Consider the following 23514-nt stretch of genomic DNA (forward strand, 5'->3'; position numbering starts at 1 on the left):
ACAGTGCAATTGTGGGACTACATCGGCGACAACGCTCGCTCTCTCACGTTCTTGACCTATCAACATGCGTCACTGTCGTTCCAGACCGTGCTGGTCGGCACCCTCGTCGCCATCGCCGTCGCGGCGCTGGTCTACCGGCTTCCGCTGGCCGCCGCGCTCACCCTGACCTCCAGCCGTGTGGCACTGACGATTCCGTCGCTGGCCCTGCTGGCGCTGCTGATCGTCCCGTTCGGACTCGGTGTCACACCGTCGTTCCTGATGCTCGCGTTCTTCGCGATGCTGCCGGTCATCGGCAACGCGGTGGTCGGACTGCGGTCGGTGCCGCCCTCGGTCGTCGAATCCGCCCGCGGCATCGGTCTTTCCCGCTGGCGCATCCTGTTCACCGTCGAACTGCCCATCGCGTGGCCGGTGATCCTGACCGGCATCCGGGTGTCGACGCAGATGATCGTCGGCGTCGCGGCGATCGTCGCCTACGTCCTCGGCCCGGGGCTCGGGTCACTGATCTTCAACGGACTCGCCCGTCTCGGCGGCGCGAACGCCCTCGAATCGGCGCTCGCCGGAACCGTTCTCATCGTCATCATCGCCCTCGTCTTCGACGCACTCCTGGTACTGCTCGGCCGACTCACCATCTCCAAGGGACTCTCATGACCGACTCCACCACCGCCCCCTCGTCGAAAACCGCCGCCGGACAACCGTCGCCGAGCGGGACCGACCGCGTCGTCACGGGCGAATCGATTCGCCTCGAAGGCGTCGTCAAGCGCTATCGCGGTCAGAGCACGCCGGCCGTCGCCAAGCTCGACCTGGAGATCGAGGCAGGCGACATCGTCGCCTTCGTCGGGCCGTCGGGTTGCGGTAAGACGACGACCCTCAAGATGATCAACCGGCTCATCGAGCCCACCGAAGGTCGCATCTACATCGGCGGACGTGATGTGACCGCGGAGAATCCGGACCAGCTGCGCCAGTCCATCGGCTACGTCATCCAATCCGGCGGACTCTTCCCGCACTGGTCGGTCAGCAAGAACATCGGCACCATCCCGCGAATCCTGAAGTGGGACAAGAAGCGCATCGCCGAACGCACCGAATACCTCATGGACCTGGTCGGACTCGACGCCGCGACCTTCGCCGACCGGCTGCCCAAGGACATGTCCGGCGGCCAGCAGCAACGCGTCGGCGTGGCACGTGCGCTCGCCGCCGATCCGCCCGTCCTGCTGATGGACGAGCCGTTCGGCGCCGTCGACCCCATCACGCGAGCCCGATTGCAGGACAAGCTGATCGCCATCCAGCACGAACTGGGCAAGACGATCGTCATCGTCACCCATGACTTCGAAGAGGCCACCAAGCTCGGCGACAAGGTCCTGATCCTCTCCGAGGGCGGGCATGTCGAGCAGTACGCGCCCCCCGAGGAGATCCTCGCCAACCCGGCCAGCCCGTTCGTCGAGGAGTTCGTCGGTTCCGGTGCGACACTGGCGCATCTGACCCTCACCCGCGTCCGCGACGTCGAGATCAGCAAAGTCGTCACCGCCCGCGTCGGCGAACCGTCCGGCACGGTCGTCAACCGGACCAGGGCTGCCGGTGACGACTGGCTCGTCGTCGTCGACGAACACGGACGTCCACGCGCCTGGCCCACCGTCGAGGAGGTCGCGGCCAAACCCGAGGTGTCGGATTACCTCGACCGGCGGTTGCCGGTCGTCGCACAGTCGTCGACGCTCAACGACGCACTCGACTCGATGCTCGCGACCAGCCAGGGCGGCGTCCTCGTCACCGACGGTCGCGGCGCGGTGATCGGCGCCCTCAACATCGCCTCGGTGATGGAGGCGATCCGCGGGCAGCTCGCGGATGTGCGCGACGACGACCACGTCGGATATCTCGACCACACCGAGGGGTCCGCACCCGCCGAGACCCCGATCGTCGCAGCCGACGACGAGTCCCCCGGCAGCACCGAGGCAGTCGCGGCGCCCGAGCCGAGTGCCGAACGATGACCGCGGTCGCCGACGAGTCCGCGCGGGTCACCGCGGCTGCAGAAGAACCTGTTCGGCCACCCCGGGGTGGTTTTCGACGCCGCTTCGCGAAGCTGCCCATCGACGTCTGGTTCGAGCCGCTGGTGATCATCGTCATCGGGGTCGGATTCCTGATCTGGTACCAGCGCACGACGTTCACCGAGACCGAGAGCGCATCGATGTCGTGGCCGGCGTTGCGCGCGACGATCATCGACCACATCGAGCTCACGCTGACCGCCACCGTGATCGTGGTGTGTATCGCCATCCCGCTGGGCATCGCGCTCACCCGGCCATCGCTGAAGTGGCTCAACCCGATCGCGGTCAACATCGCCAACATCGGTCAGGCCGCGCCCGCGATCGGCCTGCTGGTGCTGTTCACGTTCTGGCTCGGCACCGGATTCAACACCGCGGTCGTCGGTCTGGTCGTCTACGCGGTGCTGCCGATCCTGCAGAACACCATTGTCGGCCTGCGACAGGTCGATCAGCGGACGGTCGAGGCGTCACGCGGCATCGGACTGTCGGCGATCCGCACGCTGTTCCAGGTGGAGCTGCCGCTCGCGGTGCCAGTCATCCTCAACGGTGTCCGCACCGCGCTGGTCATCCTGGTCGGCACCGCAACGCTGAGTACGTTCATCGGCGCGACGAGCCTCGGCACGCTCATCACGACCGGCATCACCCTGTTCCTGCCGAAACTCCTTGTCGCCGGCGCGGTTCTCGTCGCGCTGCTGGCGATGACCATCGACTGGCTCGGGCGACTCGTCGAACTGGCTGCGACACCGCGGGGGATCTCATGAGAAGGATTGCCCTGGTCGCCCTCACGTCCGTCCTGATGATGGTGATCGCCGGTTGCGGTCTGGTCAGCTCGTCAGGCACCTTCCGGGAGGCGTTCCTGGCCGACGGCTCGACTCCCCTGGAGGGCACCGAGATCCGGGTGACCTCGAAGAACTTCAGCGAATCCGTTCTGCTCGGCAAGATCACCGCCACCTATCTCGCCGCGGCCGGCGCGTCCGTCAAAGACCTGACCAACGCGCCGGGTTCCATGTCGTCACGTCAGGCGCTGCTCAACGGCGACGCCGACATCCTCTGGGAGTACACCGGAACGGCCTGGCAGACCTACCTGGGCGAGACCGAGACCATCTCCGACCCGAACGAACTGTGGCAACGCGTCCGCGATGCCGACCGCGCCAACGGGGCCGAATGGCTGCCACCGGCCGCCTTCAACAACACCTACGCGTTCGCGGCCTCGGCGCCGACGGCGGAGCGTCTCAACGTGACGAAGATGTCGGACATCGCGAAACTGCCTGTGTCCGAGCGGACCTTCTGCATCAATGACGAGTTCCTGAGTCGTGCAGACGGAATGATCCCGATGCTGGAGGCCTACGACATCCCGTTGGGTACGCCCGACGGCGTGCCGAAGAACAACGTCACCACCATGGACTCCGGTGTCGTGTACACCTCGACGGCGCGCAGCGAACCGTGCAACTTCGGCATGGTGTACTCCACGGACGGCCGGATCAAGAACCTCGATCTCACAGTGCTCGAGGACGACCGGAAGTTCTTCCTGCCGTACAGCGGTTGCGTGGTCTTGAGCACGCGCCTCAACAAGGAGGCTCCCCAGATCGCCGAACTGATGGCACCGGTGTCGGCGAAGCTCACCGACTCGGTGATGCAGGAACTCAACGGCCGCATCGACATCGACGGCGAGGACCCCGCCGACGTCGCCTACGACTGGCTCAAGGCCGAGGGCTTCATCGCCTAGAACACCCGCGCTCCCTGAATTCGACGAAACGCGGGCGCGACCCCGTAGCTCCCTGATCCGAAAGAACGCAACGCGCCCAGGTCTGCTGCCTGAGGTGCGAGGAGCGCAAGCGACGAGCCTCTGCTCCCTGAGGTGCGAGGAGCGCAAGCGACGAGCCTCGAAGGGCTGGCGACCCGAACACCTAACCCGCCGACCACAACAGCGAGGGCTCAGTACCGCCGTAGGGAACCCTGGCCATTTAACGGCATCGGCGTCCGCGGCGCTTCCGGATGCAGAGCGGCAGCAGCGGCGAGGGTGTCGGCGTCGAGGCGGCACAGGAAGTCCGCGACAAATGCCGCGAGCGAGTGACGCAAGCGGCCCCGAGAGGCGCCGGCGGACCACGCGGCGTGATCGGTCATCGTGTACCTTCCAATCCCCATGCGCGGGCGAGCAGTTCATGCGACTGCAGGCGATGGTCGAAGTCATGGGTGACGCTCGTGATCACGAGTTCGTCGGCTTCCGTGACCCGTGCCAAGGTGCGTAATCCGTCGACGACGGTCTCGGGCGATCCGACGAACTGCGTGCGGATCCGGTCGTCGACGATCGCGCGCTGATCGTCGTCGAGCGCGGGAGCAGTGTCCGGGTTGAGGTAGGGAGCCGCGCCTGCACCGCTCCGGATGCTGTGAACCCAGTGCCCATAGGTCGACGCACGGTGCTGCGCGGTCGCATCATCCTCGGCGACAACCACATCCGCCGATACGACGACGTAGGGTCCGGCGAGCCCGGCCGAGGGACGGAACGCACTGCGATAGGCCTCGACCGCCTCGAGGACCGTGCTGGGACTGACGTGATAGTTGGCGACGAACGGCAATCCGCGCGCCCCGGCCGTCTGTGCGCTCTGCCCCTTGCTGCTGCCGAAGATCCAGACCTGCACGTCGGCGCCGCGTCCCGGTACCGCGGTCAACGGGATCTCGCCGTGGCGGAAATACCCGTCGAGCAAGGCGATCACGTCGCCGACGGCGTCGTCGAAGTCCGGTGGTTGTGCACCCTCGAACTGTGAGGCCTCGTAGGCCGCGACGACGCGCGGCGACCCGAGGAGCTTCTCGACCGGGAACGGCGACGGGATCAGCAGGCCGTCGACGATCTGGTCGGGTTGTGGCGTGGTGGGCGGACGGCTACCCGATGCGATCTCCGTGCGCCGCTGGGCAGACCGCCCGAGCCCCAGGTCGAGGCGACCGGGATACAGCGCGTCGATGGTGCCGAAGGCCTCGACGACCGAGACCGGGGTGTGCAGGCCGCTCTGAACCGCTGCCGAACCGACCCGGATCGAGTCGGTGGCTGCGGCGATCAGGCCGATGAGCGTCGTCGTCGACGAGCTGGCAACAGCGACGAAATGGTGTTCGGCCAGCCAGTACCGCCGATAACCGAGCCGCTCGGCATGACGTGCGAGTTCGACGCCGCGTCGGATCGCGGTAGGCGCGTCCGAACCGTCGACGACGGGCGCCAGATCCAGCACGGACAGCGGGATCGCCGCGACTGATGACATGGCGCTCCTCCGCTGATGTGACGCTGACCCCACCAGGAAGCATGGTCATCGCCGCTCGCGGAAGGGTTTGACCCAGCGGGATCGGATCAAGGTGCGTCGGAATCCTTCTCGACGGCCGAGACGTTCGTGGCGATGACGGGTTGTGCCGCACCCGAGCAGACCGACGAGACGGAGGACCGATGAGCGACCCCCTGCACGTGGCAGTCGCCCTGGATCAGACCGGGTCCCATCCCGGTTCGTGGCGCGCTCCGGGCGCCAGACCTGACGCGCTCACCACGGCCACCTACTGGCGGTCACTGATCGCCGACGCCGAGGCCGGGCTCCCCGACCTCGTCACGTTCACCGACGCGTTCGAACTGCACCCCGGACGAGCGCGAACCGACCGGGCGGTGGGCCGACTCGACTCCCTGCTGCTGGCATCACGGCTGGCACCGGCCACGCGGCACATCGGACTCCTCCCGACCGCGACCGCGACGCACACCGAACCGTTCCACGTATCGAAAGCCATCGCCACGCTCGACTACGTCAGCAGCGGTCGGGCGGGCGTCGTCCTGCGCACGACCCCCGATCCCGATGAAGCCGCTCTGTTTGGGCGTCGCCGGTTCCCCGACGATCCGGCCGTGCTCGGCGAGCTCGCCGCGGAGGCATCCGACTTCGCGACGGTTCTCCGACTGCTGTGGGATTCGTGGGAGGACGATGCCGAGATCCGGGACGTCGCGACGGGACGGTTCGTCGACCGGGAGAAGCTGCACTACATCGACTTCCGGGGCATGCAATTCTCCGTGCGCGGCCCGTCGATCACGCCTCGTCCACCCCAGGGCCAACCGATCATCGCGACGGCGGCCGCACATGCCGCCGACCTGCCGGTGATCGGACGCGTCGCCGACCTCGGTTTCATCGCCCCGCGCGACGCCGACGACGCCGCTCGTGCCGTCGCCGCGATCACGAAGGCGCACAACGCCGCCGAACGTTCACCGGACGATCCCGTCCTCGTTCTCGTCGACCTGTTCGTCGTCCTCGGCGAGTCGCGTCGCGGCGCCGACGAACGGTTGGCGCAGCTCGACGAGTGGGCGGGGACGTCGTTCACGCCCGACATCGTCCCCGTCGTCGGGACCGCGGCAGATCTCGCCGACGAGATCGAACAGTGGTTGTCGGTCGACGGCATCCGCGGCGTCCGTCTGCATCCCGCGGTCCTGCCGGATGATCTGCACTCCATCACCCGAGCGGTGGTCCCGGAACTGCAGCGCCGCAATCTGTTCCGCAACCACTACGACGATCGGAGCCTTCGCGAACGCTTCGGCCTGCCCCGACCGCTCAACCGTTTCACCACCGGAAAGGCCGGAGTCGCATGACCAAGCAGGTTCATCTCGCCGCCCACTTCCCCGGCGTCAACAACACCACGGTCTGGAGCGATCCCGCCTCCGGCAGCCAGATCGAGTTCGACTCGTTCGTGCATCTCGCGCAGACCGCCGAGCGGGGCAAGTTCGACTTCTTCTTTCTCGCCGAGGGTCTCCGACTGCGGGAGCAGAACGGGCTCATCTACGACCTCGACGTCGTGGGCCGGCCCGACACGTTCACCGTCCTCTCCGCCCTTGCGGCCGTCACCGAACACCTCGGCCTCACCGGCACCATCAACTCCACCTTCAACGAACCCGTCGACGTCGCACGGCAATTCGCAACCCTCGACCACCTGTCCGGCGGTCGCGCCGCGTGGAATGTCGTGACCTCGTGGGACGAGTTCACCGGCGAGAACTTCCGCCGCGGCGGGTACCTACCGGAGGACCAGCGTTATGCCCGGGCCAAGGAGTTCCTCGACGCCGCCGCCGTCCTGTGGGATTCGTGGCGCGACGACGACATCATCGCCGACAAGACCTCCGGCCGCTTCCTGGCACGTGACGATGCCGGTGAATTCGAGTTCCGGAGTTCGCAATTCGACATCCGCGGACACTTCGCCGCACCACGACCGCCGCAGGGTCGTCCGGTCATCTTCCAGGCCGGCGACTCCGACGAGGGACGAGAGTTCGCGGCGGCCACGGCCGACGCCATCTTCTCCCGGCACGCCACCTACGACGCCGGTCGCGCGTTCTACGCCGACGTGAAGCGGCGACTGTCCGCGTACGGTCGTCGACCCGAGGAGTTGCTCGTGTTGCCCGCGGCGACATTCGTCGTCGGCGACACCGACTCGCAGGCCGCCGAACTCGCCCACGAGGTCCGGTTACAGCAGGTGAGCGGCCAGACCGCGATCAAATTCCTCGAACAACTGTGGAACCGCGACCTCTCCGATCACGACCCAGACGGTCCACTGCCACAAGTGGATCCCGGTCTCCTATCTCGCACCCGCCGTCGCACTCGTGGCGGCGTGCCTGGTCGTCTGGGGAGCGGTTGCGTGGAACTACGACCCCGACAGCATGACCGAGATCTGGTGTAACGGAGGCAAGCCCGACTGGTGGCCGTCGTGGCTGCCACTCTGAGGAACGGCAGATTTCGCTCCGCCACCGAAACATGGCGGTATCTGCCCCTCAGGCATAGGCGGTATTCCTCCCTACGTTTTTCCACGCGGCATCGCGTCAGGCAACCGACCGTCCTGGGCTATCCCAGGAGGGTCGTATTCGTGCCAGCAAAACGCGGCACAGCACGCCACGGCAACAAGAGGGATGAGGCAGAAGGCGCTGAGCGCGAATGCGGATGTCGGAGCCGCCGAAACGACTGATGCCGGCGCATCGGAATGAGCCTCCGGTGTGTCCGAGGCCTCAATCGGTGTTGCGAGCACTGTTCGGGGCGACTCGCTTCGGAGGTCAGATAGTGCACGAGCCAGTTACGCACTGGAGCCGAAACCGGCTGCTACCAGCGAGTTTACCGTTGCGGGCTATTTGCACAACTGACCCACCAGCACCGATAGCACCACCGTTCACCGACTTGTCGTGTAACTCTCGGTTCTTGTCCAAACCGCAGGTCAGAGCTGCGGAATGCGCGGCCACCTCAGGCAAGACCCGTGTGACCGCCTGTCGACGTCGTGTGAACGCAGCGAGGTTCCCGGTGGTGGGCCGCTGAACGTACTCCTCACCCTTAGCTCAGGCGTGCGCGGAGTCGCTGCAGCCTGCTTTCAGGCCACAGATGCTGTTGTAGTGATCGATGACATGCCTCCGTGATTAGCTGGAGCTCGCACAGTGAGCTCATCGATGTCCGCATTCCGCCATCGAGAAGCTCCAAGGCGTCGACGAGATGTCGAACGCCGAGACACCAATCGAGCAGAATGTTGTAGTCGTCGTCGACGACGTCCTTCACTCCGTGCAATGCACTCATCGCCTCTTCGGTCTCACGACCCAGCGGACTCAGTGCCACTGATCGATCGCAGCTCGACATCCGGCGCGCGACTTGCGCGAGCATCGTTGCAATGGAGTTGAGCTTCTCGGTGATACGTGGCTCCGGCGATGCGGACGGTGCATTGTCGAGCAGGCGTCGGGCTTCGGTCGCAATCCTGTCCGCAAGCGAATAGAGATCGTCCCTCCCGGCGTGGGCAATTGCCGTTTGAACGTATGCCTCACAAGACCAGCGCGAGCGAATCATTAGCGCTCCCGGATCGTCGCCAAACCCCAGCTCAATCAAATACAGCCATGCATCGCGCGGCAGCGATCGCCTAACATCGCGAGTGAAGCTGAACGGGTCTGGAACGTTCTCCACGATCTTCGCGATGGCTGCGTAGTCGCGAAGGAACCGCGTTTGCGAGAGTTTCTCACTTGCACCGGGCCAGCCCTTCGTCCTGTCCAGCATCGGGAGGTCGTACCCCTGAAAGCAGACGCGGTACCAGTCTTTAATTCCTTCTCTAAGAATCTCGTCCATCTCGACAGCACCCTTGCGGAGGTGATCCAGGCGTTCGAACTCCTCGGCGGCCTTATCGGTGCGCCATTTCGTGAGGCCGCGCGTATGCGGGGAGGTACGTGAGGCAACAAGGCTGGTACCGGCTATAGCGAGACCAATAGCGGCGACCGCGACCGAGACCTGGGCGATCGGACGGTCTTGCAGCCAGCCAAGCAGGTCAATGCCAATCCCCCCACGTTGAGTTACGACGATTCCCAACGCGAGAACCCCTGTGAGAATACCGAACGGGCTGGCGAGCAAGAAGGAAAGCACGCCAACAACGACGCCTTTCACCACCACCGGCACGGGACGACGAGCATGGTCGGGGTCCTTTTCCCCTGAGGCATAGCCGATGCCCGTCCACCATCGACTACGCCGCAAGGCCTCGGACCAAAATCGTGTTACAACGGCGTTTGTCCTGAAGTCCTTGAGAGTCATAGCAGATTGCACACGACGTTCCGAACGGGCGCGGATTCGACCGCCAAAGCGCCGGGACGCGAGCTCCCAGGTTAGACCAAGCGCGATCCAGACCAACGCGACGACAACGAGTATCCAGGCCCATTGAATCGCGAACTGAACAGCGAACGAACCGCCCTGATCAGGTGACTCACCGAACGGTTCGCACAGTGTCTCAGCAACCCAGGCAGGCGCGAAATCCACGCAGGATCGTTCCATGCTCGAATCCTACGGTCGGTCAAGGGTCGCCCAGCGTGATGGCGCGGGCGAGATATGCCAAGCGAATGAGAATGCAGTACACGAGCTGCGAGCAGACCGCGGTCGTAGCACGAAATTGGACGAGCGCTGGGGATGGCCTGAGCAGCCTATGAGGGTTTGTGTCAATGGGTCCTGTGGTGGGGTGTGGGCGTGTGGGTATTGCCGGGCGGCCTGGATGAATCACCCCAGGTTTGATACCGCTTCCTCTGAGTCAGGAAGGATGAGCACATGCCTAAGAAAATCGACCCGGAGGTCCGTTCGAGGGCCTTGCGGTTGCTGGAGGCCCACGGCGGCGAGTACACGTCGTTGACTGCCGCGGCCGAAGCGATCGCCAAGCAGGTCGGTGTCGGCGGAGAGACGGTACGTCGATGGGCCGTACAAGCCCAGATCGATGCCGGCGCCCGCTCCGGGACCACTACGAAGGAGTCCGCCGAGATCAAGCGCCTCAAGGCCGAGAACAAGCAGTTACGAGAAGACGTTGCCATTCTGAAAGCAGCGACAACTTTCTTCGCGGGGGAACTCGACCCCCGCAACCGATGATCGTGGCGTTCATAGATCAGATGCGCGCCAACGGGTTTGCGGTCGAGTCGATCTGCCGGGTCCTGCGTGGGCAGGGCTGCCAGATTGCCGCACGAACCTACCGGGCATGGCGATCACGCACGCCTGCCGCATGGACGGTCTCTGATGCCCACGTCGTCGATGCGGTGCGCACTGTCGTCTGGCGCACCGGTGACGACGGCCGGCGGAAGATGACTCCCGAGGGCCTCTACGGGCGGGTGAAGATGCGCGCCCATCTGCATCGCACAACTCTGCCTGGGGTGTTCTATGGCGCCGTTGATCGAGCGATGAAAGTGTTAGGCCACCAAGGAATTCGACGGTCGAAGGGAGTCCGAACGACCGTCAGATCCGCTGATGGTGTCCGCGCGGAGGATCTGTTGAACCGACAGTTCAGTGCTGCCGAACCGAACCGGGTTTGGGTGACCGATTTCACCTACTGCCGGACCTGGGCTGGGTGGGTGTATGTGGTGTTCATCATCGACGTGTTCTCCCGTCGAATCGTGGCATGGCACGCCTCGACATCGAAGTCGGTGGAGTTGGTGACAGTCCCGCTTCGGATGGCACTGTGGCAGCGCAATCGGGAAGGGCATCCGGTGAAAGCTGCTGAGCTTATTCATCATTCGGATGCCGGAAGTCAGTACACATCGGTTACACTGACTGAGCGTCTGCGACTCGAAGACATCGCAGCGTCGATCGGATCGGTCGGGGACGCCTACGACAACGCGCTGGCCGAGTCGGTGAACGGCTTGTACAAGACCGAGTGCATCCGGACCACGATCTTCCACTCCGGCCCGTACCGGACGATCTCCGACGTCGAGTTCGCGACCGCTGGTTGGGTCGACTGGTACAACAACAGCAGGTTGCACTCGAGTATTGGCCATATTCCCCCGACCGAGTTCGAAACGCTCCACTACGCTGGCCTCGGCCCCGAGGACCAGCCCACATTGGAGGCGGCACAAAACCTGGGGTGATTCATATCGTCCTGGTGCCGATGGTGTATTTGCTCGACATCCTGACTGACCGTAAGCGGCTGATTGATCGTGTTCGTCGTGATTGCCGAGCGGCGGCCGCGAAGCCGTAGCGCGGTCGGGCAAGACCCCTCGCTTAGTAGTACGCAAGGCGGCCGTAGCGAGTTCCGCAAACATGAGGCCGTCAGACCACCGTTCACCGGCGTGTGTCGCGTTGTCCATGCAAGCCGCAGATCTTGTCCATTTTCCAGGTCAGAGCTGCGGGACCACGCAGGACTCAGCCAGTCTTCGCCGCTTTCCAGGGATTGGCGCGCCTCCCGCAGAGGTCCAGCTTCACGACCGACAGCTTCGTAGCGGAAAGGCAGTGCGACAGCGAACCTCGCCGGAGTGTACTTCTCGTGGCTTTGCGCTCGTTTTGAGCTATCGGCCTCGGTGTGCTCCAGTCCAGTGGGTCCGGCGAATGCGCGGTGAACAGCGACATCGCGCTCGGCGGAGGGCAGTGCGTGAGCAATGAATCAACGGTGGGTCAACTTTCGGGATGCAGATTCGCTCGGTGAACTGCGCAAACGGCTACGATCGGTAGGGAATTCAGGGCACCAATCGGGACTCACAGTCCATCCGCCAGCGCGCGCACAGCCGCCGCGAACTCACTCAGGGAGAGCTTTTTGTGGCCGTTCTGGAGCCCTCGCCCGGAGAAACCTAGCTGCTCCGCCGTAACCAGCGCGAGGTCGTCAGGCACCAAGCGCGGCGTCGTCCGATTGACGTACGGCCACCGTTCCCCTTCCTCCTCCGAGCCAGTCTGCGCCGTGACGAACTCCGGATCGTGCACCGCCTCATCGATTATCTCGACCACCGCGTACACACCGGGTGCGTCCACCGAGTAGACCAACACAAGGTCGGAGACCGCGAAGGTCGGTCGAGCCTTCTTTGAACTCGAGAACCAACTCTCTGCCCGCCATTCGTCTGGGTGTGGATCGCCGTAATGCCCCTTCGCCCACAGCCTGCGGTCACGGGCGTCGGCAAGAAGTTGTTCGACGTCAGCCGTAGTCGGTGCGACCGCTGCGGTGCCTGTCGGCGGGGCTGGCTTCGCCTTGGGCAGCGCCGCTGCCTCCGCTGCGAGCGCTTCAAGGCGTACGGAGTCGACGTTCTTACCGCCCCCAGCCCATGCAAGGAGCTTATTGCGAACGCCCGGGACTTCAGCTGGGTCGAGTCGAACGGACAGCTCCAGATTCGTCGCGGTTGTGGTACCTAGCCCGGAACCCGTTAGGTTTGCCGAGCCGACCAGGCCGAAGCCGTCTCCGACGAGGTACGCCTTCGCGTGCAGGCGAGCGCAGTCAACGATTCGTACCCCCACGCCCAGCAGGACTCCGAGGCCCTCCACGCTGAGGTAGCCGTTCGCGACTGCGGGCGCATCGAGCCGAGTCACAAGTAGCCAGTCATGCGCGCTGGTCTCGGCTATGGCGGCGAGACGCCGCGCGATGTCTCGCGTCAGGTACGGACTCGCGAGCAGCACATCGCCGCCCGCGTCCCGGAGGGCTGTGAATAGTAGATCGGCAGCGCTGCTGTGGACTGTCACGGAGCGAACCTAGCAAGCGGAGGCCGTGGCCCGAACACAGATCAGCTTCAGCACAGTCGAGGAACAAGGGCAGACTCGCGTCGGGCGCGTAGGAGCGCGAACGTCGCCATTGAGCATCAGGGGCACCCAGCTTCGATGCACGCGCACGGGCACACGAACCCTCGTCGATCGGCGGTCGTCAGCCAATTATCTGGCAACCGTGCTCGTTCTCCGCGAATTCGCGGGCGAGTTTGGCCTTGTGTTCCGTTGAGGCGCGAATGAAGGCAGCGATGCCTCGGAGGCATCCCAACGCCGCACGGATGCCACCGTCGATCTGACGCTCGCCTACCACCGGTGACCGCCACCGCATCTGACTGACCGACGCATACTCCCTGTGCTGTCGGAAGGATGTCGCACTCATGGGCTAATCTGCGACTCTCACTACAGGACAGTCTTCAAATGCTCCCCGTGGGCGACAATGGATGCGTGAGGCGGAAACCAGCATGATAAGCACAGCAGTTGAGGCTCCCTGAATCACCCCAGGTTTTGTGCCGCCTCCAATGTGGGCTGGTCCTCGGGGCCGAGGCCAGCGTAGTGGAGCGTTTCGAACTCGGTCGGGGGAATATGGCCAATACTCGAGTGCAACCTGCTGTTGTTGTACCAGTCGACCCAACCAGCGGTCGCGAACTCGACGTCGGAGATCGTCCGGTACGGGCCGGAGTGGAAGATCGTGGTCCGGATGCACTCGGTCTTGTACAAGCCGTTCACCGACTCGGCCAGCGCGTTGTCGTAGGCGTCCCCGACCGATCCGATCGACGCTGCGATGTCTTCGAGTCGCAGACGCTCAGTCAGTGTAACCGATGTGTACTGACTTCCGGCATCCGAATGATGAATAAGCTCAGCAGCTTTCACCGGATGCCCTTCCCGATTGCGCTGCCACAGTGCCATCCGAAGCGGGACTGTCACCAACTCCACCGACTTCGATGTCGAGGCGTGCCATGCCACGATTCGACGGGAGAACACGTCGATGATGAACACCACATACACCCACCCAGCCCAGGTCCGGCAGTAGGTGAAATCGGTCACCCAAACCCGGTTCGGTTCGGCAGCACTGAACTGTCGGTTCAACAGATCCTCCGCGCGGACACCATCAGCGGATCTGACGGTCGTTCGGACTCCCTTCGACCGTCGAATTCCTTGGTGGCCTATCACTTTCATCGCTCGATCAACGGCGCCATAGAACACCCCAGGCAGAGTTGTGCGATGCAGATGGGCGCGCATCTTCACCCGCCCGTAGAGGCCCTCGGGAGTCATCTTCCGCCGGCCGTCGTCACCGGTGCGCCAGACGACAGTGCGCACCGCATCGACGACGTGGGCATCAGAGACCGTCCATGCGGCAGGCGTGCGTGATCGCCATGCCCGGTAGGTTCGTGCGGCAATCTGGCAGCCCTGCCCACGCAGGACCCGGCAGATCGACTCGACCGCAAACCCGTTGGCGCGCATCTGATCTATGAACGCCACGATCATCGGTTGCGGGGGTCGAGTTCCCCCGCGAAGAAAGTTGTCGCTGCTTTCAGAATGGCAACGTCTTCTCGTAACTGCTTGTTCTCGGCCTTGAGGCGCTTGATCTCGGCGGACTCCTTCGTAGTGGTCCCGGAGCGGGCGCCGGCATCGATCTGGGCTTGTACGGCCCATCGACGTACCGTCTCTCCGCCGACACCGACCTGCTTGGCGATCGCTTCGGCCGCGGCAGTCAACGACGTGTACTCGCCGCCGTGGGCCTCCAGCAACCGCAAGGCCCTCGAACGGACCTCCGGGTCGATTTTCTTAGGCATGTGCTCATCCTTCCTGACTCAGAAGGAAGCGGTATCAAACCTGGGGTGATTCAAAGGCCAAGAAGGACCCGACCGCGAAGTGTACGCCGGAGTACGACGCCGCGTGGTACGTACGAACCACCGAGGACCACAGCGAGTCAGGGGTCACAGCCAATGGCAGACAACCTTCAGGCAAAGACGTCCGGAAGGCCGATTGGGCCTACGAGACAACGATCGCGGTTGCGGCAAACCCTCTTGGCGAGGCTGGTCCACATCCACTTCTCGCCGTTGGAATGTCGATCGATAAACCTGCCGCGCGCCCCGCCGAAAATGCCATGGCGGCAATCGATTCAATGATCGATCGAGGACATCGACTGACCCTGTTTGTGGGGGACCGCGCATACGCGCCCAGCACCGATGTCACCAAGCTCCAAGGACCTCTGAAGGCGCGCGGGATCGCCGTCGTCAGCGACTACCGCAAAGACCAGCTCGGCATCAAGGAACAGCATGCTGGTGCGTTGTATGTCGAAGGTGTCGCATACGGCCCCTGCCTACCCGACGCTCTCGCTAATGCCTCAATCGATTTTCGAGAGAACAGGACTAGCGAGGAGGTGTACTTGGCTCGAATCGAAGAACGTCGCCGTTACCAACTCCAACAGAAGTCAAGCCCCGACGCCAATGGTGTCGTTGTAATGCGTTGCCCCGCAGCTGGTCCCGCACCCACCGTAAGCTGCGCGCTCAAGCCACGGGCAGGCAAAGCAGAACTCGGACTGCCATCCCTACCGCCGACAACGAACGTGCCAGACGTGCCCCCACGAATCTGTACCAACAAGGAGTCCGTCTCCTTCGGGCCCGAGCACGGCCTCAAATATGGACAGAAGGTCCCCTACAAGACCTCCGAATGGCGGAAGCTCTACCACTCACCACGCAACACAATCGAAGGCCTCAACGGCCTACTCAAGAACGACGCGACCGCGGCATTCGCCTCACCAGGCCGCCGACGAGTCCGAGGTCGCGCCGCGCAGACTATCTTCGCGGCCCTGATGATTGCCGCCATCAATGTCAGCAAGATCCGCAGCTACCTACGCGAACGCGCATCGCACGACACAGATCACTCCACAACACCACGTAGCAAACCATCAAACGATGGCCGCAGGCGAAGGCACACGCTGTCGGAGTACTCGCGAAGCACAACTGACGGTTTAGCATCCCGCGCCGGACCAGACCGCGACAGCTAGGCCTGCAACCCGCCCCGCCCATCCGCGGGACGGCAGAGGTCGTTGCAGGCCGCAGATTCCCGCACCCAGGCAAGCTGAAGTCCAACGTCATGCAAGCACAAACCCGCTCGAACGCCCAGTTCAAGCGGGTTTTTTGTGCCGCGAGGCGCCTGCGGCGAGTTCCGCAAACATGGGGCCGTCAGTTCTGCAAACAACCCGTTGCTCCCCCACCAGGACTCGAACCTGGAATGCCTGAACCAAAATCAGAAGTGTTGCCGATTACACCATGGGGGAATACTGCGCTGACGATTGTGCCACAGGCCTCCGGCGCGACGACCCGGGCACTCTCGTCAGCACGACTTCATTTCGACGCTGCGACTTCGATCGAGGTCGCAGCGTCGAAATGAGGTCTGGGAGTCGTCAGTCCTTCGGGCCACCGGCCACGTAGACGACCTGACCGGAGACGAAGCCTGCACCCTCGCTGATGAAGAACGAGGCGGTGTGGGCGATGTCCTCGGGGACGCCGACGCGGTTCACCGGGATCTGGGCTGCCGAGGCCTTCTTGAAGTCCTCGAAGGGGACGCCGATGCGCTCGGCGGTGGCGGCGGTCATCTCGGTCTCGATGAAACCCGGGGCGATGGCGTTGGCGGTGACGCCGAACTTGCCCAGCTCGATGGCCAGGGTCTTGGTGAAGCCCTGCATGCCGGCCTTGGCGGCCGAGTAGTTGACCTGACCGCGGTTGCCGAGCGCCGAGGTGCTCGACAGGTTGACGACGCGGCCCCAGCCGGCGTCGACCATGTACTTCTGGGCGGCCTTGGTGACGTTGAAGGCGCCGCGCAGGTGGACGGCCATGACGGCGTCCCAGTCGTCGACGGTCATCTTGAACAGCAGGTTGTCGCGGGTGATGCCGGCGTTGTTGACGACGACGGTCGGCGCACCGAGCTCGGCGGCGACCTTCTCGACAGCTCCCTGCACCGACGCCTCGTCGGCGACGTTCGCGCCCACGGCGATGGCCTTGCCGCCCTTGTCGGTGATGGCCTTGACGGTGTCGGCGCAGGCATCGGCGTCGAGGTCCAGGACGGCCACGGCCAGGCCGTCGTCGGCCAGCCGCTTGGCCACGGCAGCACCGATACCCCGTGCGGCGCCGGTGACGATCGCAGTCTTCTGCGTGCTCATTCATACCTCCGTTGGTCGATGTGCGCGCCGGGACGCCCGGCGCACCTGTGTGGTCCGCTCCCCGCTGTGCGTCGAAGCCGCACGCTCAAGGCGCACCGATCGAACGCTCGGGGTAACGCGGTCCCTTGTGTTCTATCAGGTGTGTTCGCGGAAGTGTGTTCCATCACGTGAGGAGCACCGTATCGCCGGGAAACGGTGCGGCGCGTGATTGCACTGCGCTACCGATGCGTAGGATCGCACCCGACGTGAACACCGATGAAGGAAGAGGGTGGGCATTCGATGTCGGGAACGTCGCCATCTGTGGCCGTGATCGTGCTGGCCGCGGGTGCCGGTACCCGCATGAAGTCCAAGACCCCGAAAATCCTCCACACGATGGCCGGCCGGTCGCTTCTGGGCCACGCCCTGCACGGCACGTCGGGCATCGACCCCGACCATCTGGTCGTCGTGGTCAGCCACGAACGTGAACGGGTCTCCGCCGCCGTCGCCGACATCGCCGCCGAACTGGGCCGCGACATCGCGATAGCCGAACAGGACGAGCCCCGCGGCACCGGCGACGCCGCCCGCGTCGGACTCACCGGCCTGCCCGAAACGTTCCGCGGAACGGTCATCGTGACCGCCGCCGACGTCCCGCTCCTCGACGCCGACACCCTGCGCGGCCTCATCGACACCCACACCGCCGACGGTGGTGCCGCGGTGACGCTCACCAGCTTCGTCGCCGACGATCCGACCGGCTACGGGCGCATCATCCGCGCCGACGACGACACGGTCCGCGCGATCGTCGAGCACAAGGACGCATCCGAAGCAGAGCGCGCGATCACCGAGGTCAATGCCGGTGTCTACGCCGTCGACGCCGACGCCCTGCGGGACGGGCTCTCGAAGCTGTCGACCGACAACGTCCAGGGCGAGTTCTATCTGACCGACATCGTCGAGATCGCCCGCGACGCCGGTCAGGCCGTTCGCGGGTTCACCGTCGCCGACCCCGTCCTCGTCGCCGGCTGCAACGACCGCGCGCAGCTCGCCGACCTCGGCGCCGAGCTCAACCGCCGGATCATCCGCCGCCACCAGGTCGACGGCGTGACGATCGTCGACCCGGCGACCACCTGGATCGACGTCGACGTGACGATCGAGGCAGACGTGCGCATCGAACCCGGCACCCAGCTGTACGGACGCACCCACATCGCGGCCGACGCGGTCGTCGGACCCGACACCACACTCAACGACGTCACCGTCGGCGAAGGCGCCCAGGTCATCCGCACCCACGGCAGCGACGCGGTCATCGGCGGCGACGCCACCGTCGGCCCGTTCGCCTACCTGCGACCGGGCACCGTGCTCGGCGTCGCGGGCAAGATCGGCACCTTCGTCGAGACCAAGAACGCAATCATCGGCGACGGCTCCAAGGTTCCGCACCTCACCTACGTCGGCGACGCCACGATCGGCGAGCACTCCAACATCGGGGCGTCGAGCGTCTTCGTCAACTACGACGGCGTGAACAAGCACCGCACGGTCATCGGCGACCACTGCCGGACCGGCTCGGACAACATGTTCGTCGCGCCGGTGAGCGTCGGCGACGGGGCATACACCGGCGCCGGAACCGTCGTGCGGCAAAATGTACCGCCGGGAGCCCTCGCGGTCTCGGCGGGAGCACAACGTGTCATCGAGGACTGGGTTGTCACCAAACGACCCGACACCGCGGCGGCACGAGCGGCACTCGAGGCACGCGACAAGGCTGCCGAGGCACGCGACAAGAACTCCGGGTCCGCATAACGGACCCGAGAACTCCTGCCGTTCGCGGCAGGCAGCCCAACTGATCGACCCATAGATCGACCGAACGGACAGAAGAGTTTCATGACCTGGACCACCGACAACCAGAAGAACCTGATGCTGTTCTCTGGTCGTGCCCACCCCGAACTGGCTGAAGCAGTCGCCGACGAACTGGGCATCAAGGTGACCCCCCAGACGGCACGCGACTTCGCCAACGGCGAGCTGTTCGTCCGTTTCGAGGAGTCCGTGCGCGGCTCGGACGCGTTCGTCCTGCAGAGCTGCCCCTACCCGCTGAACCAGTGGGTCATGGAGGCGCTGATCATGATCGACGCTCTCAAGCGCGGTTCGGCCAAGCGCATCAGCGTGATCCTGCCGTTCTACCCCTACGCCCGCCAGGACAAGAAGCACCGCGGACGCGAGCCCATCTCGGGCCGGCTCGTCGCCGACCTGCTCAAGACCGCCGGCGCCGACCGCATCATCACCGTCGACCTGCACACCGACCAGATCCAGGGCTTCTTCGACGGCCCGGTCGACCACATGCACGCCCTCGGCCAGCTCGCCGGCTATGTCTGCGACAACTACGGCACCGACAACATCACCGTCGTGTCGCCGGACTCCGGTCGTGTGCGCGTCGCCGAGAAGTGGGCCGACGCCCTCAGCGGCGCTCCCCTGGCCTTCATCCACAAGACCCGCGACCCGCTGGTGCCCAACCAGGTCAAGTCGAACCGCGTGGTCGGTGAGGTCGAGGGACGCACCTGCGTCCTGATCGACGACATGATCGACACCGGCGGCACCATCGCCGGCGCGGTCCGCGTCCTCAAGGAGGCCGGCGCCGGCGACGTCATCATCGCCACCACCCACGGCGTCTTCTCCGACCCGGCCGCCGAGCGCCTCGCCGCCTGCGGCGCCAAGGAGGTCATCGCGACCGACACGCTGCCCATCCCCGAGGACAAGCGCTTCGAGAACCTCACCGTCCTGTCGATCGCCCCGCTGCTCGCGCAGACGATCCGCGAGGTCTTCGAAAACGGTTCGGTCACAAGCCTGTTCGACGGAATCGCCTAGTCTATCTGTCCCCTCTCAACACCGCGCCCGGATGTTCACACGAACATCCGGGCGCGGTGTCTATCCCGACCTCCGGCGCGTCTCCGACGGCGCGACACCGTATTTGCGTCGGTAGGCCGCGGCGAACCGGCCGGTGTGCATGACACCCCAGCGGGTGGCGATGTCGGTGACGGTCGAGGTTCCGCCGCAGGTCATCAGGTCGTTGTGGATGCATTCGAGCCGGACGTCGAGCACGTATTCCATGGGACTCAACCCGACGCACTCGCGGAATCCCTGCTGCAGGCGGCGGGCGCTGACCGTCCCGATCTCCGCCAGTTCGCCGACTGTCCACGGTCGAGCAGGGTCGGCGTGGATGGCGTCGATGACCCGTTTGACCATGCGGGGACGGGTACCGGCCATCGGGTCGTCGGTCTCCGGTAGCGCCGCGAGCACCAGTGCCGTCGTCAGCATGCCGCCGAGCTGCTCGGCCATCCGCGGATTCCGGAGCAGCAGGCCGTCGGAGAACGCGACCTGCTGTCGCGCCGACCGCAGCAGCCCCAGCCATTCGGCGCCGGCGCCCGTGCGCAGGTCCAGCTGACGGGTCAACGACCTGCCCGGACGACCCGCGATCCGGTCGATCTCGCGCTGTAGGTAATCGCGCTCGATCTTGAATCCGATGATCTCGCAGGACTTGCTCCAGTTGGTGATGACCGTCGGGGTGTCGGGCGGGTTGAGCGTCGCCTGACCCGGTCCGGAGACGATCTCCCGGCCGTCGGTGACCGAGGCGATGCTGCCGGACAGCGGCACGTTGATCGCCCAGGCTCCCGGATGGTCGGTGTCGATCGAGACATCCGCGCCGAAGCCGATCCGGGCGAGCACCGTCGAACCGATAGCAGTGGATTCCAGACGGTAGTGGGAGGCGTCGTCGCGGGACAACGGTCGCAGCTCATGGGGGAAATAGGCGTCCGCGACGACCTCGTGGACCTCGTCCCAATCGGCCATCCCCGAGCCCACCACTCGACGAGGCATCGGCGTCTGCTGCGACACCGGCACCCCTGCGTGCGGCCCCGACGCGGGCGTATCTCCCCTCACGAGGTCCAGCCTAGCTGTGACAGCAGTCACTTCTGTCGATCGGAAGCGACCCAGATCGCATCGTTGCGCAGACCGGATCGACGCTTCGCTAAGCGGATCGACGCAATGTGACCGCAGTCATACGTTTGGTCGCACCGCCACATCAGCCGCTACCGAGAACGAAGGAGCTGATCCCCATGGACCAACGCACGATGCGCAACATCTTCGGACAGTTCGCCACCGGCGTCACCGTCATCACCTGCGCGAACGACGAGGGCACGCCGCATGGCGCGACGGTCACCGCGTTCACCCCGATCTCGATCGAACCCCGCCTGTGCCAGGTGACGCTGACCCGCAAGTCCAAGGCGTGCGGCTTCCTCGACGACGCCCCGTTCGCGGTGAACATCCTCAAGTCGGATCAGCTCGACACCGCCATGCACTTCGCCGGCAAGCCGCAGGAGCACGGTCCGGAATGGAGCTCGGACTGGCTCGTCCCGGCACTCGCCGACACCGCCGCGACGCTGATCTGCAATCCCTGGGCGTCGTACGACGGTGGCGACCACGTCATCTACGTCGGCGAGATCGTCGACGCCGTCGTCGACACCGAGGCCGAGCCGCTCCTGTTCTACCGCAGCAAGTTCCACGACCTCGGCGACACCTCGGGCGCCGCCGCCTACTGCGGCAGCCTCGACGACCCGCACAGTCGCTGGTTCGACGCGACCGCCCGGTTCACCCCGAGCTGCGTGCCGCTCTCCGCCGTTTCCTGATCAACCAGACCATCTGCCGCACAACCGAAGTGAGGACCATCATGACCGCAACCGACATCGCCCCCGAAACCGAGACCACTGGCACCGAGACCGCCACCGTCGACCGGTCGAAGGTGAACGTCGCCGCCGACTCCGAGGCCAACCGCACCGAGAACTTCGCCACGAGGCCGATGACGGGTGACGAGTACATCGAGTCACTGCGCGACGACCGCGAGATCTGGCTCAACGGTGAGCGTGTCAAGGACGTGACCACCCACGAGGCCTTCCGAAACCCGATCCGGATGACCGCGCGCCTCTACGACGCGATGCACGACCCGGCCACCAAGGACAAGGTCACCGCCCCCACCGACACCGGCAACGGCGGCGTGACCATGCCGTTCTTCCGCGCACCGAAATCGGCCGACGACCTGCGCGCCGACCGCGACGCCATCGCCACCTGGGCGCGGATGACGTACGGCTGGATGGGCCGCAGCCCCGATTACAAGGCCAGCTTCCTCGGCACGCTGCACGCCAACTCCGAGCTGTACGCACCGTTCCAGGCCAACGCCGAGCGGTGGTACAAGGAGTCGCAGGAGAAGGTCCTGTACTGGAACCACGCGATCATCAACCCGCCGGTCGACCGTCAGCTGCCGCCCGACGAGGTGGGCGACGTGTTCATGAAGGTGGAGAAGGAGACCGACGCCGGCCTCATCGTCTCCGGCGCCAAGGTCGTCGCGACGGGTTCGGCGATCACCAACTACAACTTCATCTCCCACTACGGCCTGCCCATCAAGAAGAAGCAGTTCGCCCTGATCTGCACCGTCCCGATGGACGCACCGGGCGTGAAGCTCATCTGCCGGTCGTCGTACACCCAGCAGGCCGCCGTGATGGGCACACCGTTCGACTACCCGCTGTCGAGCCGCATGGACGAGAACGACACCATCTTCGTCTTCGACAAGGTGCTCGTGCCGTGGGAGAACGTCTTCATGTACGGCGACGTCGACAAGATCAACGCCTTCTTCCCGCAGTCCGGCTTCCTCCCCCGCTTCACCCTGCAGGGGTGCACCCGCCTCGCGGTGAAGCTGGACTTCATCGCCGGTCTGCTCATGAAGGCACTCGACTGCACCGGCGCCGGCGGGTTCCGCGGCGTGCAGACCCGCGTCGGTGAGGTCATCGGCTGGCGAAACCTGTTCTGGTCGTTGAGCGATGCCATGGTGAACAACCCGGAGCCGTGGATCGGTGACACCGTCATCCCGAAGCTCGAGTACGGCCTGACCTACCGCATGTTCGCCCAGCAGGGCTACCCGCGTGTGAAGGAGATCATCGAGCAGGACGTCGCGTCGGGTCTGATCTACCTGCCGTCGAGCTCGGCGGACTTCAAGAGCCCCGACGTCCGCCCCTACCTCGACAAGTACGTCCGCGGCTCCGACGGCATCATGGCCGTCGATCGCGTGAAGGTCATGAAGGCCCTGTGGGATTCGATCGGCAGCGAGTTCGGCGGCCGTCACGAGCTCTACGAGCGCAACTACGCCGGGAACCACGAGGGCGTCAAGGCCGAGCTCCTCATGTTCGCCGATGCCCGCGGCACCGTCGGGGAGATGAAGGGTCTCGCCGAGCAGTGCCTGTCCGAGTACGACCTCGACGGCTGGACCGTGCCCGATCTCATCGGCAACGACGACGTCAGCTACTTCGGGAACCGCTGACGCTTTCTCGCACAGCTCTTCTCGAATACACAGCTTTCGAACCAGGAGACA

Annotated in this window: 18 protein-coding genes, 1 tRNA gene, 1 pseudogene and 2 other annotated features; of the genes and pseudogenes, 12 read left to right on the forward strand and 8 right to left on the reverse strand. The window is 65.0% G+C overall.

Annotated elements, in window-relative coordinates:
* The first annotated feature begins 3 nt into the window (after positions 1-3).
* From BLU62_RS15545 to BLU62_RS15560, 4 genes are read left to right on the forward strand one after another with little or no spacing between them, the layout of a single operon-like run.
* On the forward strand, positions 4-648 hold the full coding sequence (locus tag BLU62_RS15545) for an ABC transporter permease (protein ID WP_099047858.1): 645 nt from the start codon (positions 4-6) through the stop codon (positions 646-648).
* Positions 645-1979: an ATP-binding cassette domain-containing protein gene (locus BLU62_RS15550; RefSeq protein WP_074850477.1), complete on the forward strand. Its 1335-nt coding sequence runs from the start codon at positions 645-647 to the stop codon at positions 1977-1979. The genes BLU62_RS15545 and BLU62_RS15550 overlap by 4 nt, the downstream gene beginning before the upstream one ends.
* Positions 1976-2791 (forward strand): ABC transporter permease, encoded by an 816-nt coding sequence (locus BLU62_RS15555; RefSeq protein ID WP_074850479.1) that lies wholly within the window; start codon positions 1976-1978, stop codon positions 2789-2791. The genes BLU62_RS15550 and BLU62_RS15555 overlap by 4 nt, the downstream gene beginning before the upstream one ends.
* Complete coding sequence (locus BLU62_RS15560) at positions 2788-3756, forward strand: glycine betaine ABC transporter substrate-binding protein (protein WP_074850480.1); 969 nt, start codon at positions 2788-2790, stop codon at positions 3754-3756. The genes BLU62_RS15555 and BLU62_RS15560 overlap by 4 nt, the downstream gene beginning before the upstream one ends.
* 209 nt (positions 3757-3965) lie before the next feature.
* On the opposite strand, the gene BLU62_RS32535 is transcribed toward BLU62_RS15560, so the two are convergent.
* Together BLU62_RS32535 and BLU62_RS15565 are read right to left on the reverse strand one after the other, a co-directional pair.
* Entirely contained in the window at positions 3966-4154 is a 189-nt protein-coding gene (locus BLU62_RS32535) for a hypothetical protein (RefSeq protein ID WP_139180032.1), read from the reverse strand.
* A complete protein-coding gene (locus BLU62_RS15565; protein ID WP_074850482.1) occupies positions 4151-5281 on the reverse strand; it encodes an LLM class flavin-dependent oxidoreductase in 1131 nt (376 codons plus the stop codon). The genes BLU62_RS32535 and BLU62_RS15565 overlap by 4 nt, the downstream gene beginning before the upstream one ends.
* Before the next feature lie 179 nt (positions 5282-5460).
* Between BLU62_RS15565 and BLU62_RS15570 the strand changes: the two genes are divergently transcribed.
* Positions 5461-6633, forward strand: coding sequence for an LLM class flavin-dependent oxidoreductase (locus tag BLU62_RS15570; RefSeq protein ID WP_074850484.1), 1173 nt, complete (start codon positions 5461-5463; stop codon positions 6631-6633).
* A pseudogene (locus BLU62_RS15575) lies at positions 6630-7661 on the forward strand (NtaA/DmoA family FMN-dependent monooxygenase); the annotation flags it as partial. The gene BLU62_RS15570 and the pseudogene BLU62_RS15575, both read left to right, overlap by 4 nt.
* Positions 7662-8347: 686 nt before the next feature.
* Here BLU62_RS15575 and BLU62_RS15580 read toward each other — a convergent pair.
* Entirely contained in the window at positions 8348-9814 is a 1467-nt protein-coding gene (locus tag BLU62_RS15580; RefSeq protein ID WP_139180033.1) for a hypothetical protein, read from the reverse strand.
* Between the two features lie 267 nt (positions 9815-10081).
* Here BLU62_RS15580 and BLU62_RS15590 point away from each other — a divergent pair.
* A protein-coding gene (locus BLU62_RS15590) for an IS3 family transposase (protein WP_099047859.1) occupies positions 10082-11382 on the forward strand; the annotation gives its coding sequence in 2 pieces (ribosomal slippage) (positions 10082-10355 and positions 10355-11382; 1302 coding nt in all).
* Positions 10354-10485: a sequence feature (AL1L pseudoknot), on the forward strand. Its footprint overlaps the gene before it by 132 nt.
* Positions 11383-11986: 604 nt before the next feature.
* On the opposite strand, the gene BLU62_RS15595 is transcribed toward BLU62_RS15590, so the two are convergent.
* A complete protein-coding gene (locus tag BLU62_RS15595) occupies positions 11987-12955 on the reverse strand; it encodes a phospholipase D-like domain-containing protein (RefSeq protein ID WP_074850489.1) in 969 nt (322 codons plus the stop codon).
* A gap of 513 nt (positions 12956-13468) precedes the next feature.
* Positions 13469-14769 (reverse strand): IS3 family transposase gene (locus BLU62_RS15605; protein WP_099047860.1). Its coding sequence is split into 2 segments (ribosomal slippage): positions 13469-14496 and positions 14496-14769, totalling 1302 coding nucleotides; the frame shifts between segments, so codons are not numbered across the junction.
* Positions 14366-14497 (reverse strand) — a sequence feature (AL1L pseudoknot). Its footprint overlaps the gene before it by 132 nt.
* A 272-nt stretch (positions 14770-15041) precedes the next feature.
* On the opposite strand from BLU62_RS15605, the gene BLU62_RS32540 reads away from it, so the two are divergent.
* Positions 15042-15986, forward strand: coding sequence for a hypothetical protein (locus tag BLU62_RS32540; RefSeq protein ID WP_139180034.1), 945 nt, complete (start codon positions 15042-15044; stop codon positions 15984-15986).
* A gap of 201 nt (positions 15987-16187) precedes the next feature.
* Here the strand turns inward: BLU62_RS32540 and BLU62_RS15615 are convergent.
* Positions 16188-16259: transfer RNA gene (locus tag BLU62_RS15615), tRNA-Gln, on the reverse strand.
* Between the two features lie 126 nt (positions 16260-16385).
* A complete protein-coding gene (locus BLU62_RS15620) occupies positions 16386-17141 on the reverse strand; it encodes an SDR family oxidoreductase (RefSeq protein WP_074850494.1) in 756 nt (251 codons plus the stop codon).
* Positions 17142-17420: 279 nt separating this feature from the next.
* Between BLU62_RS15620 and glmU the strand changes: the two genes are divergently transcribed.
* On the forward strand, positions 17421-18905 hold the full coding sequence (gene glmU, locus BLU62_RS15625) for a bifunctional UDP-N-acetylglucosamine diphosphorylase/glucosamine-1-phosphate N-acetyltransferase GlmU (RefSeq protein WP_074852931.1): 1485 nt from the start codon (positions 17421-17423) through the stop codon (positions 18903-18905).
* A gap of 81 nt (positions 18906-18986) precedes the next feature.
* Positions 18987-19964 (forward strand): ribose-phosphate diphosphokinase, encoded by a 978-nt coding sequence (locus BLU62_RS15630; RefSeq protein WP_074850495.1) that lies wholly within the window; start codon positions 18987-18989, stop codon positions 19962-19964.
* A gap of 60 nt (positions 19965-20024) precedes the next feature.
* Here BLU62_RS15630 and BLU62_RS15635 read toward each other — a convergent pair whose 3' ends face one another.
* On the reverse strand, positions 20025-20972 hold the full coding sequence (locus BLU62_RS15635; protein WP_074852932.1) for an AraC family transcriptional regulator: 948 nt from the start codon (positions 20970-20972) through the stop codon (positions 20025-20027).
* Between the two features lie 239 nt (positions 20973-21211).
* Between BLU62_RS15635 and BLU62_RS15640 the strand changes: the two genes are divergently transcribed.
* Positions 21212-21781 (forward strand): flavin reductase family protein, encoded by a 570-nt coding sequence (locus BLU62_RS15640; protein ID WP_074850496.1) that lies wholly within the window; start codon positions 21212-21214, stop codon positions 21779-21781.
* 41 nt (positions 21782-21822) lie between these two features.
* The gene (locus BLU62_RS15645; RefSeq protein WP_074850497.1) at positions 21823-23463 is read left to right on the forward strand and encodes a 4-hydroxyphenylacetate 3-hydroxylase family protein; all 1641 of its coding nucleotides are present in this window, start codon (positions 21823-21825) and stop codon (positions 23461-23463) included.
* Positions 23464-23514: the final 51 nt, after the last annotated feature.

It is taken from the genome of Gordonia westfalica, from assembly GCF_900105725.1.
Taxonomy (GTDB): domain Bacteria; phylum Actinomycetota; class Actinomycetes; order Mycobacteriales; family Mycobacteriaceae; genus Gordonia; species Gordonia westfalica.

What these genes read in the sequence shown, in the direction of transcription:
- BLU62_RS15635 (WP_074852932.1), bottom strand. Translation starts at nt 20,972, where the DNA reads ATGCCTCGTCGAGTGGTGGGCTCGGGGATGGCCGATTGGGACGAGGTC.
- BLU62_RS15555 (WP_074850479.1), top strand. Translation starts at nt 1,976, where the DNA reads ATGACCGCGGTCGCCGACGAGTCCGCGCGGGTCACCGCGGCTGCAGAA.
- BLU62_RS15640 (WP_074850496.1), top strand. Translation starts at nt 21,212, where the DNA reads ATGGACCAACGCACGATGCGCAACATCTTCGGACAGTTCGCCACCGGC.
- BLU62_RS15645 (WP_074850497.1), top strand. Translation starts at nt 21,823, where the DNA reads ATGACCGCAACCGACATCGCCCCCGAAACCGAGACCACTGGCACCGAG.
- BLU62_RS15620 (WP_074850494.1), bottom strand. Translation starts at nt 17,141, where the DNA reads ATGAGCACGCAGAAGACTGCGATCGTCACCGGCGCCGCACGGGGTATC.
- BLU62_RS15565 (WP_074850482.1), bottom strand. Translation starts at nt 5,281, where the DNA reads ATGTCATCAGTCGCGGCGATCCCGCTGTCCGTGCTGGATCTGGCGCCC.
- BLU62_RS15630 (WP_074850495.1), top strand. Translation starts at nt 18,987, where the DNA reads ATGACCTGGACCACCGACAACCAGAAGAACCTGATGCTGTTCTCTGGT.
- BLU62_RS32540 (WP_139180034.1), top strand. Translation starts at nt 15,042, where the DNA reads ATGTCGATCGATAAACCTGCCGCGCGCCCCGCCGAAAATGCCATGGCG.
- BLU62_RS32535 (WP_139180032.1), bottom strand. Translation starts at nt 4,154, where the DNA reads ATGACCGATCACGCCGCGTGGTCCGCCGGCGCCTCTCGGGGCCGCTTG.
- BLU62_RS15560 (WP_074850480.1), top strand. Translation starts at nt 2,788, where the DNA reads ATGAGAAGGATTGCCCTGGTCGCCCTCACGTCCGTCCTGATGATGGTG.
- BLU62_RS15550 (WP_074850477.1), top strand. Translation starts at nt 645, where the DNA reads ATGACCGACTCCACCACCGCCCCCTCGTCGAAAACCGCCGCCGGACAA.
- glmU (WP_074852931.1), top strand. Translation starts at nt 17,421, where the DNA reads ATGTCGGGAACGTCGCCATCTGTGGCCGTGATCGTGCTGGCCGCGGGT.
- BLU62_RS15570 (WP_074850484.1), top strand. Translation starts at nt 5,461, where the DNA reads ATGAGCGACCCCCTGCACGTGGCAGTCGCCCTGGATCAGACCGGGTCC.
- BLU62_RS15580 (WP_139180033.1), bottom strand. Translation starts at nt 9,814, where the DNA reads ATGGAACGATCCTGCGTGGATTTCGCGCCTGCCTGGGTTGCTGAGACA.